The following is a 13235-nucleotide window of genomic DNA, read 5'->3' on the forward strand; positions in this document are numbered from 1 at the left end:
TCAAGGAGTGCTGCCATGGATGCCGTTTCCCCCACGCTGATCAACCTGATCATCTTCGTACTGGCCATCTATGTCGGCTACCACGTGGTGTGGACCGTGACCCCGGCCCTGCACACGCCGTTGATGGCCGTGACCAACGCGATATCGGCCATCGTCATCGTCGGCGCCATGCTGGCCGCGGCGCTCACGGAAACGACGCTGGGCAAGACCATGGGCGTGCTCGCGGTGGCGCTCGCTGCGGTGAACGTGTTCGGCGGTTTTCTCGTCACGCGGCGCATGCTGGAGATGTTCCGAAAAAAGGAACGCAAGGCGGCTCCCGCCCCCACCGGCACGGTGGCTGACGAGAAGGTCAAGAAGGCCGCACCATGAGCATGAACCTCGTCACGCTGCTGTACCTGGTGGCCAGCGTCTGCTTCATCCAGGCGCTCAAGGGGCTGTCGCATCCCACCACGTCGATCCGGGGCAACCTGTTCGGCATGGCCGGCATGGCGATCGCGGTGCTCACCACCGCCGCGCTGATCTGGAGCGTGGCGCGCGGCGCGCCGATGGGCCTGGCCTGGGTGCTGCTCGGGCTGCTCGTCGGTGGTGCGGCCGGCACGGTGATGGCCCAGCGCGTGGAGATGACCAAGATGCCCGAGCTGGTCGCCTTCATGCACAGCATGATCGGCCTGGCGGCCGTGTTCATCGCTGTGGCTGCGGTGGCCGAGCCCTGGGCCTTCGGCATCGTGCCGCCGCCCGTGCCGGCCCTCGCCAGTGCCACGACGGCTGCGGGCACGGTGCTGGTGGAAGGCTTCGCGCGCCTGCCGATTCCGTTCGGCAACCGGCTGGAGCTGTTCCTGGGCGCGGCCATCGGGGCCATCACCTTCAGCGGCTCGGTGATCGCCTTCGGCAAGCTGTCGGGCAAGTACAAGTTCCGCTGGTTCCAGGGCGCGCCGGTGCAGTTCAAGGGCCAGCACCTGCTCAACCTCGTGCTGGGCCTGGCGACGGTCGCGCTCGGGCTGGCCTACATGGCCACCGAAAGCTGGACCGCCTTCTTCGCCATGCTGGCGCTGGCCTTCGTGCTGGGCGTGCTCATCATCATTCCCATCGGCGGGGCCGACATGCCCGTGGTGGTGTCCATGCTCAACAGCTACTCGGGCTGGGCGGCGGCGGGCATCGGCTTCAGCCTGAACAACAGCATGCTCATCATCGCGGGATCGCTGGTGGGCAGCTCGGGCGCCATCCTCTCCTACATCATGTGCAAGGCGATGAACCGATCGTTCTTCAACGTGATCCTGGGCGGGTTCGGCGGCGATGCGGCGGCGGCATCGGCAGGCGGCGCGCAGGCCCAGCGCAACGTCAAGAGCGGCAGCGCCGACGACGCCGCCTTCGTGCTGGGCAACGCCGAAACCGTGGTCATCGTCCCCGGCTACGGCCTGGCCGTGGCGCGCGCCCAGCATGCGGTGAAGGAGCTGGCCGCCAAGCTGGCCGAGAAGGGCATCACCGTCAAATACGCCATCCACCCCGTCGCCGGGCGCATGCCGGGCCACATGAACGTGCTGCTCGCCGAAGCCGAGGTGCCCTACGACCAGGTGTTCGAGATGGAAGACATCAACGGCGAGTTCGGCCAGGTGGACGTGGCGATCATCCTGGGCGCCAACGACGTCGTGAACCCCGCCGCGCACACCAAGGGCAGCCCCATCTACGGCATGCCCATCCTGGAGGCCTACAAGGCCAAGACGGTGATCGTGAACAAGCGCTCCATGGCCGCGGGCTACGCCGGCCTGGACAACGAGCTGTTCTACATGGACAAGACCATGATGGTTTTCGGCGACGCGAAAAAGGTCGTCGAGGACATCGGCAAAGCCATCGAATAGCGCGCGAATCCCCGTGGCGCGTCCTTCGGGCCAGCGCTGTGGGCGGGCGTGCGCTTTAGGGAAACTACAGGCCCCCGGCCTCACTGCCCGCGACGACAATGCGGGCTCCTTTTTGTAACAGCAGGTTTGGAGACATACAGCATGAATGACCGCCCGTGGCTTGCCGCCTACCCACCCGGGGTGCCGGCCGACATCGACCCGGCGCAGTACCCCTCGCTCGTCGCCCTGATGGAAGAAGCGTTCGGCAAGTACGCCGACCGCGTGGCCTACAGCTTCATGGGCAAGGACGTGACCTTCGGCGAGACCGACGTGCAAAGCCGCCAGTTCGCGGCCTACCTGCAGGGCCTGGGGCTGGCCAAGGGCGACCGCGTCGCCGTCATGATGCCCAACGTGCCCCAGTACCCGGCGGTGGTCGCGGCCATCCTGCGCGCAGGCCTGGTGGTGGTGAACGTGAACCCGCTGTACACCCCGCGCGAGCTGGAGTACCAACTGAAGGATTCGGGCTCCAAGGCCATCATCATCATCGAGAACTTCGCCGCCACGCTGCAGGCCTGCATCGGCGCCACGCAGGTCAAGAACGTGGTGCTGTGCGCCATGGGCGACCGGCTGGGATTCCTCAAGGGAATGATCGTCAACTACGTGGTGCGCAGCGTGAAGAAGCTGGTGCCGCCCTTTTCGCTGCCGGGCGCGGTGCGCTTCAACGACGCGCTGTCGCAGGGCGCGCGCGGTGCCTTCAATGCGCCCGACCTGCGGCCCGACGACGTGGCCCTGCTGCAATACACCGGCGGCACCACGGGCGTGAGCAAGGGCGCGGTGCTCCTGCACCGCAACATCATCGCCAACGTGCTGCAGGCCGAGGCCTGGAACGCGCCCGTGATGCAGGCCGTGCCGGCCAACGAGCAGCCCACCACCGTCTGCGCGCTGCCGCTTTATCACATCTTCGCCTTCACGGTGAACATGATGATGAACATGCGCACCGGCGCCAAGAACATCCTGCTGCCCAATCCGCGCGACTTGGTGGCGGTGCTCAAGGAACTGTCCAAGCACACCTTCCACAGCTTCCCGGCCGTGAACACGCTGTTCAACGGGCTGGCCCACCACCCCGACTTCGACACGGTGAACTGGAAGAACCTCAAGGTGTCGGTGGGCGGCGGCATGGCGGTGCAGGCCGCGGTGGCCAAGCTCTGGCTGGAAAAGACCGGCTGCCCCATCTGCGAAGGCTATGGCCTGTCGGAGACCAGCCCCACGGTCGCCTGCAATCCGGCCACGGAGAAGGCCTACACCGGCACCATCGGCGTGCCGATCTCCAGCACCTACATGAAGCTGATCGATGACGACGGCCGCGACGTGTCCGAGCCCGGCCAGCGCGGCGAGATCGTGATCAAGGGCCCGCAGGTCATGGCCGGCTACTGGCAGCGGCCGGACGAAACGGCCAATGTCATGACCGAGGACGGCTACTTCAAGTCCGGCGACATCGGCGTGATGGACGAGCGCGGCTATTTCAAGATCGTCGACCGCAAGAAGGACATGGTGCTGGTGAGCGGCTTCAACGTCTATCCGAACGAGGTCGAGGACGTGGTGGCCATGCTGCCCGGCGTGCTCGAATGCGCCGTGGTCGGCGTGCCGGACGAGAAGACGGGCGAGGCCGTCAAGCTCGTCATCGTGAAGCGCAACGACGACCTGACCGAAGCGCAGGTGCGCGAGTTCTGCAAGGCCAACCTCACCGGCTACAAGCAGCCCCGCGTGATCGAGTTCCGCGAGTCGCTGCCCAAGACCCCGGTGGGCAAGATCCTGCGGCGAGAGCTGCGCGACAAGCGCCCGTGAGTTGCGTCGTGTTCACGCCCCGCCGCGCCGTGGTGCGGGCGCGGGTGCGGGTGCGGGTGCGGGTGCTGCGGGCTGTGCCGGCATTGCGTCCGTGACGACCGCCATCCTCAGCGCGCTCGCCGAAGAGCAGCAGGGCCTCATCGACGCGCTCGGCCGGGGGCGGCGCACGCTCCACGCGGGCCGCACCTTCTGGAGCGGCGGTCTGCACGGGCGCGAAGTGGTGCTGGCGCTGTCGGGCATCGGCAAGGTGGCTGCGGCCACCACCGCCACGGCGCTGATCGAACGCTTCGGCGCCGCGCGCATCGTGTTCACCGGCGTGGCCGGCGGCCTGGGCACGGACGTGCAGGTCGGCGACGTGGTCGTGGCGCAGGACTTCCTGCAGCACGACATGGACGCCTCGCCCCTCTTTCCCCGCTGGGAGCTGCCCGGTTACGGGCGCACCCGCTTGCCGTGCGATGCCGGCATGGCCGAGCGGCTGGCGGCGGCTGCGGGCGAATGCCTGGCGTCCGGCGCGGCCGGGCTGCTGGACGGCGCCGGGCTGCCGCCCACCTTGCGTGAGCCGCGCGTGCACCGGGGATTGATCGCGAGCGGCGACCGTTTCGTGTCGACCCTGCAGGAATCGCAGGCGCTGCGCGAGGCATTCACCGCAGCCGGCCACGCGGTGCTCGCAGTGGAAATGGAAGGCGCCGCCGTGGCCCAGGTCTGCAGCGACTACGGCGTGCCCTTCGCCGCCGTGCGCACCGTGTCCGACCGCGCGGACGACGCCGCGCACGTGGACTTTCCCCGTTTCGTGCAGGCCGTGGCCAGCCGGTATGCCGATGGCATCATCGGGCGGTTTCTCAGTACGCTATAAAAACAATAGCTGCGTGCCCTAGTGATGATTGCGCTGGAGGCCGATTCGGCTCTCAATGGGCAATTTTCGACGGGGCGCGTGCTTGGAGGCCGGCGGACGCCGCACCGCGCGCTCCGGGTCTGTAAGCTGCTTCAAAATCAATAGCGCAATGCCCTAGTACTGATTGCGCTGGAGGCCGATTCGACTCCAGGTCGGCGATTCTCAGCAGCGCGTGTGCCTTCACGCCAGCAGACGCCGCGGAAGCGGCTCCGCCGGGCCGCAGGCGTCGTCCCCCTGGGGGACGACGCGCAGCGGCTCAGGGGGGGTCATTTCAACCAGCCGCGCTTGCGGAAGTACCACATGGGGCCGAGCGCGCTCGCCACCATGAGCGCCAGCGCGTAGGGGTAGCCGAGCGACCAGTCCAGCTCGGGCATGAACTTGAAGTTCATGCCGTAGACGCTGGCGATCAGCGTCGGCGGCAGCAGCGCCACGCTGGCCACCGAGAAGATCTTGATGATCTTGTTCTGGTTGATGTTGATGAAACCGACCGTGGCGTCCATCAGGAAGTTGATCTTGTCGAACAGGAACGCCGTGTGGTTGTCGAGCGATTCGATGTCGCGCAGGATCTGGCGGGCCTCCTCGAACTGCTCGGCGTTGAGCATCTTGCTGCGCATCATGAAGCTCACGGCGCGGCGCGTGTCCATCACGTTGCGGCGGATGCGGCCGTTCAGGTCTTCCTGGCGCGCGATGGCGGCCAGCACCTCGCCGGCGCGGGCGTCGGTGACGTCGCCGGCCAGCACCTGAACGCTGACCTTCTTCAAGTCGTCGTAGATGCCTTCGAGCGTGTCGGCGGAGTATTCGGCGTCGGCATCGAAGAGCTTGAGCAGCACCTCCTTCGCATCCTCGATCAGCCCCGGCGCCCGGCGCGCGCGCATGCGCAGCAGGCGGAAGACGGGCACGTCTTCGTCGTGGATGGAAAAGAGCACGCCCTTGCTCTTGAGCGTGTCGTTGACGAGGTTCAGGATGAACGCCACGCGCACCGAGCGCGGGTCGTCTTCGTCGTCGATGAGAAAGTCGCTGCGGATGTGCAGCTCGCCGTTGTCTTCTTCATAGAAGCGGGCGGATTCCTCGATGTCCTCGTCCATGGCGTCTTCGGGGATGAAGAGGCCGTAGTGCTGCTTGACCCAGCGTTTTTCTTCGAGGGTGGGCGACTCCAGGTCGACCCAGATCGGCTGGAACTGAGCCAGCTCTTCCAGGGATTCGATTTCTTCCTGGACGAGCCTGCCGTTGGCGAGCGTGAAAATGTTGAGCATGTGGGCTCACTCCCGGTGTGTGATGGGCGTCTGCGAGGGGGCGGGGGCCGCTTTCAGCCCTCGGCAGGCCGGGAGCTGAAAGCTACCAACTGGGGTAGGTTTCCACGGAGGAATCTCCAAAATTGCAAGCCGCGGATTATGGCATTGCGCTGCGTCAATTCAGTGACACGCGCCAGGGTGTACAGGGCTTTGCAGCCCTTTGCGGAACAGTGCCCGAGGGGGCTCAGGGCGCGTCGGATGCGGGTCCGTCCGCGCCGGGGGCGGGAGCGCCCGCGGCACGGACAACGGCCAGCGCGCGGCACAGGTCCGCCCAGGCGGCGGCCTTGGCCTCAGGGGCGCGCAGCAGGTAGGCGGGGTCGTAGGTGACGATGGCCGGCGTGCCGTCGGCCAGCGCGTGCGCATTGGCACGCAGCCGTCCCAAAGGCTCACGGCTTTCCAGCACGGCGCGGGCCGCACCCAGGCCGAGCACCAGCACCATGGCCGGGCGCAGGGTGTCCAGCGCCTCCTGCAGGGCCTGCGCGATGCCGGCTTCGCCAGGGGCGCCTGCGCCGGTGCGCTGCACCGCCGCGAAGAACACCCGCGGATGGTGGTGCAGGCGCATGGCGCGCAGCATGTTGTCCAGCAGCTTGCCGGCATCGCCGGTCAGCGGGGCTTCGGGCGTGGCGCTCTCGGCCAGCACCAGCCAGCCGGAGCCCAGCTCGGCAGGGACCATCGATGGATCGGCCTGCGGATACAGCGGCCGGGCAGGGTGCATGGCTGCCGTGGTGGCCGCGCTGTCTTCCCTTGCCGCTGGCGCGGCCACCGACGCGGCAGGCGCGACGGGTGCCGCCCGATGGGCCGGGCGGGCCACGGCGGGCGGCGCTGAGACGGGCCGCGGGTCGGCGGACGGTGCTGCAAGTGGAGGCCGGCCGCCGTCCTGGGGCGGTGCCGCCGGGCTGGGCGCTGCCGGTTCCGGGGAAGCCGCTGGCGCGGCCGCCGGTGCCCAGACGGTGATGCCCATCTCCGCCAGCATCGCGCGCTGGCGTGCGTCGAGGTCGAGGCTCATAGCGCGAGGCTCATCACGACGGCGTCTTCGCGCTCGCCGTTGTGGGCGGGGTAGTAGCGCTTGCGTTCGCCCACGAAGCGAAAGCCCCGGGCTTCGTAGATTTCGCGCGCCCGCAGGTTGCTCACGCGCACTTCCAGCCAAAGCCATTGCGCGTTGCAGCCACGGGCCCACAGGGCCAGCGCGTCCAGCAGCAGGCGGGCCCAGCCCTGGCGCTGGTGGGCGGGCGCCACGGTGAGGTTGAGCAGGTGCACTTCGTCCACGCCTTTCATGGCCACGAAGTAGCCGATGAGTGTTTCGCCGGCCAGCAGCAGCTGGGTTTCGTAGCCCGCCGCCATGGCGTCGATGAAGTTGCCCCGCGTCCAGGGGTGCGAGTACGCGGCCTGCTCGATCACCAGCAGCGCATCCAGGCGCGCCAGGGTGAGGGGCTCGAACCGGGCCTCGTCGGGATAATGCGCAAGAGCACTCATGGGGCAGGGGATGGTTGGGTCGGCGCAGCGGCTGCGGCGTGCTTGGCCGCCATGCGCTCCGCCGTGGTCTGCGCCACCTTGTCGCGCACGTACAGCGGCAGCGCTTCGCTTGCCGGCTGGCCTTTGCCCGCAGCCAGGCGGGAGGGCGCCAGGCGCAGCAGCGCCGTGGCGGTGGGCAGGGCCGATACATGAAGGGCTTGGGGCGCCAGCCGCTCGCCATAGGCGGCGCGTGCGTTGCCGGCCACGGTATAGCCGGGCGGGACGTGCACGGCCTGCGGGGCGCAAAGGCCGAAATCGCCTTCTCCCAGCCATTGGCCATCGCCCTGCAGTTCGAACCGGGCGGTGTACACCTCGTCCATGCGCGCGTCCAGCACTGCGACCACGCGCGTACAGCCCTGGGCTTGGCGGGCCGCTTCGGCAAGGGCCAGCAACGTGTCGATGGGAAGCACCGGAACGCCGGCGCCGCCACGCGCCCCGAAGGCCAGCCCCTGGGCCACCGAGCAGGCCGTGCGCAGCCCGGTGAACGACCCTGGCCCGCGCCCGAACACCACCGCATCCAGCGTGTCGAATGACAGTCCTGCGTCGGCGAGCAAGGCACGGATCGCCGGCAGCAGCGTGGCCGAGGCTTGCGCACCGCCGGGACCGCTGTGCTCCCAGGTCGCATCCCCGCGCTGTACGGCGATGGACAGGGTGTCGGTACTGGTGTCGAAGGCGAGCAGGTTCATGGCGTGGGGAGGGCGGCTCCCTGTAGCGCCGTGGCTGCTGAAACGCAGCGGTGCGCCGCACCGGGTGCAAGGAGGCCGGTGCACATTATCGGCGCCCCGGCCGCCATGCGGCGATCAGGCCCGGTGCAACCCCGCTGCGTGCCGGCCGGTCAGGCGGTCGCGGCTTCCAGGGTGGCTTGCTGCGCCAGGGCATCGCCTTCGCCCGCGAGCAGGCCCAGCGGGGCATCGGGGGCCGGCTTGTCGCAGGGCTGGGCGCCCACGCGGGTCGCGATGTCGCGGGCCGCGGGCGAGAAATAAAGCCACAGGTTGTCGCTGGCGAGGTCGTAGCTGGAGAAGAGAGCGCGCCCCGAGCCCGGGGGCGTCATCAGGAACTTCGCCATGAAGATCTGCTGGATCCGGCGCGCGGGCTCGAACGCGTCCTGGTCGTTGCCGAGAGCCAATTTGTACCAAGTGCTCACAGTTGCCTTTCTCCCGGTGGCCGGGACGTCATGATGGAGGCCATCCTAGGGTGAACCCCAGCGCCTTCGTCCCTCCGCCCGGGCGCATCGGTTTGTAGGACGAATGCCGGTTCTCGGCCCCGCTGCGGTTTGCACCCGCGCGCTGGGAGACCCCCTCGGTAGACTCGCCGCCCATGTTGCAAGTCTTTTCATCGCGCAGGCCGATGGCACTGCGCGCCGCCACGTTCGTGGCGCTCGCCGGCATGGCGCTGCAGGCCCCGGCCCAGCCCCCCGTCCCGTCCCCCGACACCGCTGCCCAAGGCGCGCTGCCCCCGGCTGTGGAGGCCGCCCTGCAGCGCGCCAAGCTGCCGCGCGATGCCCTGTCGATCCTGGTGGTCGATGCGGAGGGCCGGCAGGCGCCCCGGCTCGCCTATCGTGCCCAGGTGCCGGTCAACCCGGCGTCGGTCATGAAGCTGGTCACCACCTACGCCGCGCTGGACCAGCTGGGCCCGGCATTCACCTGGGACACGCCGGTGTACCTGGACGCCCGGCCCCAGGCCGGCAGCCTGCAGGGCAACGTGTACATCAAGGGGCAGGGCGACCCCAAGCTGGTGGTCGAGCGGCTGTGGCTGCTGATGCGCCGGCTGCGGGCGCAGGGCATTCAGGTGATCGTGGGCGACATCGTGCTGGACCGCAGCGCGTTCGACGTGCCCGACCACGACGCCGCGCGCTTCGACGGCGAGCCGCTGCGCCCCTACAACGCATCGCCCGACGCGCTGCTGGTGAACTACAAGTCGATCTCGATGACCTTCGTGCCCGATGCGGCGGCCGGCATCGCTCGCGTGCAGTACGAGCCCCCGCTGGCGGGCGTGCAATGGCCCGCCACCGTGCCGCTCGCCGCGCCGGGCGCGGACTGCGGCGACTGGCGCACGGCGCTCAAGGCCGAGCTGGCCGACCCCGCGCGCATCGCCTTCCAGGGCGTGTACCCCGCAGCCTGCGGCGAGCGGGCATGGGCGGTGGCACCCGCCGATCCCGCCGGCTACGCGGCCCGCGCCATCGAGGGCATGTGGCGCGAACTGGGCGGCAAGCTCACCGGCAGCGTGCGCGACGGGCGGGTGCCCGCCGGCCTGGTGCCGGCCTTCAGCACGCCGTCACCCGCGCTGGCCGAGGTGGTGCGCGACATCAACAAGTACAGCAACAACGTGATGACGCAGCAGGTGTTTCTCACGCTGGCGCTGCAAAAGAACGGCCGCGGCACCTTCGACGGTGCGCGTGCCGTGGTCGGACAGTGGTGGCGCCAGCGCTTTCCCGGCACCGAGGTGCCGGTGCTGGACAACGGCGCGGGCCTGAGCCGCGAGGCGCGCATCAGTGCCCAGGCGCTCGCGCGCATGCTGCAGGCGGCCTGGGCGTCGTCCGTCATGCCCGAGCTGGTGGCGTCGCTGCCGATCACCGGTGTGGACGGCACGCTGCGGCGCAGCCAGGGCCGCTCCGTGGGCGCCGCCCACCTCAAGACCGGCAGCCTGCGCGACGTGTCGGCGATGGCCGGCTATGTGGACGGCGCCAGCGGCCGGCGCTACGTGATGGTGGCCATCGCCAACCATCCGAACGCCGCAGCGGCGCGCCCGGCCATCGAGGCGCTGGTGGACTGGGTGGCCAGCGACCGCTGAGAAAGGCCGCAGCGCGCGCGGTGCTCCGCCGGGGCGCGACGGGGCAGGTATCGGTACTTCCCCTGTGCCGCGCCGGGGAAGTGCGGGTTTACGATAGGTCTTGGTAAAACGCACGACCGTGCTATTTTTCAACCTGACGGAGTACACCTTGATCTCGAAAATCACAAAAAACAGAGCTTCCTGGGCAGTAACCGCACTGGCGGCGGCATCCCTGCTCGCCGCATGCGGAGGCGGCGGGTCGGACACGACCCCCGCCGTGAGCGTGAATTCGGTGAAGGTCATGGGCGATAGCCTGGCCGACAGCGGCACGTTCGGCTTCAAGTTCACCGTGCAGGGCACGGCGGCCACAGGCGCCGGCTCCAGCGCCGTCTGGCCCGAGCGCGTCGCCACGACCTACGGCCAGACCCTGTGCCCGCACTACCTGTCCAGCGGCACCGCGTTCACCACCCGTGCCGAGTGCACCAACTACGCCGTGGGCGGCGGGCGCATCAATCACCTGACCGCGCCCACCTCGCCAGCGTCCATCACCCGCCAGATCCAGGATGCCGGCGCGGCTGGCTTCTCCGACCGCGATCTGGTGCTGATCGACGGCGGCGCCAACGATGCGGCCGATCTGATCGGCGCATACCTGCGCATCCCGAGCGATGGCGGCGCCGCCTACCGCGCCGTGCTGGGCACGCTGCTGGACGCCAACACCATCACCGCCGCCATGAACGGCGGCGCGACCGGCATGGCGCAGGTGGGCGGGCTGTACATGCAGACGCTGGCAACGCGCTTTGCCGCCACCATCAAGACCAACACGCTGGACAAGGGCGCCAAGCGCGTGGCGGTGCTCAACGCACCGGGCATCACCGTGACCCCCCGGTTCCGTCTGGTGGTGGCATCCATCGCCGCTTCGAGCGGCGCGGCCGCCGCAGCCCAGGCCGAAGCGCTGTTCGACGGCTGGATCCAGGCCTACAACGCCCGCCTGGCCGCCAGCCTGGGCACCGACAGCCGCCTGGCGTTGGTGGACTTCTACAGCTCGTTCAAGGACCAGGCCACCAATCCGGTCCAGTACCAGCTGACCAACGTGTCGACCGCCGCCTGCCCGCCCACCGGCGTGGGCGCCGATGGCCTGCCGACCTACACCTTCCCCACCTGCACGTCGGCCGCCCTGTCGGCCCGCACACCTCCCGCAGGCGCCACGGGCGGCGCGGACTGGTGGAAGTCCTACGGCTTCGCCGACAGCTTCCATCCCACGCCCTACGGTCATCAGCTGATCGGCCAACTGGTGTCCCGTTCCCTGTCCACCGCCGGCTGGCTCTGAGCCCGCGCCCGACCCATCAAGGAGTTTTCATGAAGCCATTTTCCTGGGCCTGCGTGGCGATCGCCGCGGCAGCCCTCTGCGGCACGGCCAGCGCACAAGTGGCGGGCACGTTGAGCGTGCGCGTGGGCGCCACCCAGATTTCGCCGCAAACCAAAAGCGGCAACCTGAGCGCGCCGAGCTTTCCCGACACCCGTGTGGACGTTCGTTCCGACACCACCCTGACCGGCGGGCTGAACTACATGCTGACCGACCACTGGGCCGTGGATGTGCCTGTCGGCCTGCCTTTCAAGCACGCGTTCTATGGCGACGGAGCCATCGGCGGCGTGGGCAAGGTGGGCGAGACCAAGGTGGTGCCCGCCACGGTCATCGCGCAGTACCGATTCCTGGAGGCCAATGCGGCCTTCCGACCGTATGTGGGCGTGGGCGTGACGTATGCCAAGTTCTTCAAGGAGCGCACCACCGCCACGCTGAACGCGATGACCGGCGGCACGCCGGCCAATCCCATCACCGCGTCGATCGACGACAAGTGGGGTGCGACGGCGCAAGTCGGCTTCGTATGGCAGTTCAACGAGCGCTGGTTCGTGGACGCGGCCTATTACAAGACCGCCCTCAAGACCACCACCCACCTGTCCACGGGGCAGAGCATCGCCATCAAGCTCAACCCCAACGTGTTCACGGTCGGCATCGGCTACCGGTTCTGACGGCAGCCGCCTGGATTGCCACCCCGTGCGAGCCACGGGAGCGGGCATAAAAAAGCCGACCCGAGGGTCGGCTTTTTCCATGGGCGTGCGCCGTGCTTACCAGCGAGCGCGCAGGCGGTCGTACGCGTAGGTGCCGAACTGGCGCTGGGCCGAAGGCGTGAAGTACACGGGGTCGGCGAACACGTACTTGTCCTGGGCAGCGCCCGGCAGCAGCGTGGAGGCGTTGCACAGCAGCGAATTGACCCGGCCTGCGCCGATGCCGATGCCGTTGTTCGCGTCCACCGACGTGCAGACGGCGTTGTCCTTGTCGGTGAAGCCGTAGCCCGATGGCGAGCCCACGAACACATTGCCGTAGTAGGCCAGGTCCACGTACAGCACCGTGGTGCCCAGGTCTTCGATGTTCACCAGCAGGGCCTGGTTGAACTGCGTGCTGGCGTTGCTCAGCAGCGTGGTCTGGTTGATCGACACGGCCCAGGGGCTCTTGCCCAGGTCGTACGTGCCGGTCACCACCACGTGCTTGGCACCGGCGTTGGACAGGCGGCGCACCTGCGCGGCCAGTTCCTTGCCGGCCGTGGCCGCATTGGCCAGGAACTGCGCGCTGGTCTGCGTGCCCGCGTTCACCGCGGCCATGCCGGCGATCACGTCGCTGATGCCGCCGTTGATCATGACCAGATCGTTTTCAGCGAAGCCGCCCTTGGACAGGAAGGTGTCGATCTGCTGGGTGACGGACGGGGTGGTGGTGCGGCCGGCCGCGTCGGTCGTGGCCGTCACGCGGGCGTTGCCCTGGGCGTAGCCCGTGCCGCCTGCAGCCGCGGGCGTGAAGGTCTTGCCGTAGTTGTTGGCGATCTGCTGGGTCCAGTTGTTGATGCTGCCGTCGTTGACCGTGTAGCGGGCGCCGTTTTGGCCCATATCGCTGAAGCCGTCACCGAACGTGATGAACCGGTCGGGCGTGATGGCCGACTCGGTTGTGCTTGAACCGCAAGCCGCGAGCAACGTGGCCGTTGCACAAGCGGCGACCACGAGGGTGCGGCGCATCCAATTTGCTGCCATGGGTTTTTCTCC

At 68.6% G+C, this 13235-nt stretch carries 13 protein-coding genes; 7 read left to right on the forward strand and 6 right to left on the reverse strand.

Annotation, left to right across the window (positions count from 1 at the left end):
- Positions 1 to 15: 15 nt before the first annotated feature.
- The 4 genes from AVHM3334_RS11125 (at position 16) to AVHM3334_RS11140 (ending at position 4533) form a co-directional block, all read left to right on the forward strand.
- Positions 16 to 369 (forward strand): NAD(P) transhydrogenase subunit alpha part 2, encoded by a 354-nt coding sequence (locus AVHM3334_RS11125; RefSeq protein ID WP_284412253.1) that lies wholly within the window; start codon positions 16 to 18, stop codon positions 367 to 369.
- Positions 366 to 1856, forward strand: coding sequence for an NAD(P)(+) transhydrogenase (Re/Si-specific) subunit beta (locus AVHM3334_RS11130; RefSeq protein WP_284412255.1), 1491 nt, complete (start codon positions 366 to 368; stop codon positions 1854 to 1856). The genes AVHM3334_RS11125 and AVHM3334_RS11130 overlap by 4 nt, the downstream gene beginning before the upstream one ends.
- Before the next feature lie 141 nt (positions 1857 to 1997).
- Entirely contained in the window at positions 1998 to 3680 is a 1683-nt protein-coding gene (locus AVHM3334_RS11135) for a long-chain-fatty-acid--CoA ligase (protein WP_284412257.1), read from the forward strand.
- A gap of 91 nt (positions 3681 to 3771) precedes the next feature.
- Positions 3772 to 4533, forward strand: coding sequence for a 5'-methylthioadenosine/adenosylhomocysteine nucleosidase (locus AVHM3334_RS11140; RefSeq protein WP_284412259.1), 762 nt, complete (start codon positions 3772 to 3774; stop codon positions 4531 to 4533).
- A 305-nt stretch (positions 4534 to 4838) separates the two neighbouring features.
- Here the strand turns inward: AVHM3334_RS11140 and corA are convergent, their stop codons facing one another.
- The 5 genes from corA to AVHM3334_RS11165 form a co-directional block, all read right to left on the reverse strand.
- Positions 4839 to 5825 carry a magnesium/cobalt transporter CorA gene (gene corA / locus AVHM3334_RS11145; RefSeq protein ID WP_092742874.1) on the reverse strand — a complete coding sequence of 329 codons (987 nt, stop codon included), beginning with the start codon at positions 5823 to 5825 and terminating at the stop codon, positions 4839 to 4841.
- 223 nt (positions 5826 to 6048) lie between these two features.
- Positions 6049 to 6870 carry a uracil-DNA glycosylase family protein gene (locus tag AVHM3334_RS11150; RefSeq protein ID WP_284412261.1) on the reverse strand — a complete coding sequence of 274 codons (822 nt, stop codon included), beginning with the start codon at positions 6868 to 6870 and terminating at the stop codon, positions 6049 to 6051.
- The gene (rimI, locus tag AVHM3334_RS11155) at positions 6867 to 7337 is read right to left on the reverse strand and encodes a ribosomal protein S18-alanine N-acetyltransferase (protein ID WP_284412263.1); all 471 of its coding nucleotides are present in this window, start codon (positions 7335 to 7337) and stop codon (positions 6867 to 6869) included. Before rimI ends, AVHM3334_RS11150 begins: the two co-directional genes overlap by 4 nt.
- Positions 7334 to 8062, reverse strand: a complete 729-nt coding sequence (gene tsaB, locus AVHM3334_RS11160) for a tRNA (adenosine(37)-N6)-threonylcarbamoyltransferase complex dimerization subunit type 1 TsaB (protein WP_284412265.1) — start codon at positions 8060 to 8062, stop codon at positions 7334 to 7336. Before tsaB ends, rimI begins: the two co-directional genes overlap by 4 nt.
- A gap of 149 nt (positions 8063 to 8211) precedes the next feature.
- On the reverse strand, positions 8212 to 8520 hold the full coding sequence (locus tag AVHM3334_RS11165; protein ID WP_284412266.1) for a hypothetical protein: 309 nt from the start codon (positions 8518 to 8520) through the stop codon (positions 8212 to 8214).
- A 203-nt stretch (positions 8521 to 8723) separates the two neighbouring features.
- Here AVHM3334_RS11165 and dacB point away from each other — a divergent pair, with 203 nt between their 5' ends.
- The 3 genes from dacB (at position 8724) to AVHM3334_RS11180 (ending at position 12173) form a co-directional block, all read left to right on the forward strand.
- Positions 8724 to 10166, forward strand: a complete 1443-nt coding sequence (gene dacB / locus AVHM3334_RS11170) for a D-alanyl-D-alanine carboxypeptidase/D-alanyl-D-alanine endopeptidase (RefSeq protein WP_502869891.1) — start codon at positions 8724 to 8726, stop codon at positions 10164 to 10166.
- A gap of 148 nt (positions 10167 to 10314) precedes the next feature.
- Positions 10315 to 11472 carry an SGNH/GDSL hydrolase family protein gene (locus AVHM3334_RS11175; protein WP_284412268.1) on the forward strand — a complete coding sequence of 386 codons (1158 nt, stop codon included), beginning with the start codon at positions 10315 to 10317 and terminating at the stop codon, positions 11470 to 11472.
- Between the two features lie 29 nt (positions 11473 to 11501).
- Entirely contained in the window at positions 11502 to 12173 is a 672-nt protein-coding gene (locus AVHM3334_RS11180; protein ID WP_284412270.1) for an OmpW/AlkL family protein, read from the forward strand.
- A 96-nt stretch (positions 12174 to 12269) separates the two neighbouring features.
- On the opposite strand, the gene AVHM3334_RS11185 is transcribed toward AVHM3334_RS11180, so the two are convergent.
- Positions 12270 to 13223: an SGNH/GDSL hydrolase family protein gene (locus tag AVHM3334_RS11185; protein WP_284412272.1), complete on the reverse strand. Its 954-nt coding sequence runs from the start codon at positions 13221 to 13223 to the stop codon at positions 12270 to 12272.
- Positions 13224 to 13235: the final 12 nt, after the last annotated feature.

The organism is Acidovorax sp. SUPP3334 (assembly GCF_030159055.1).
Classification (GTDB): domain Bacteria; phylum Pseudomonadota; class Gammaproteobacteria; order Burkholderiales; family Burkholderiaceae_C; genus Paracidovorax.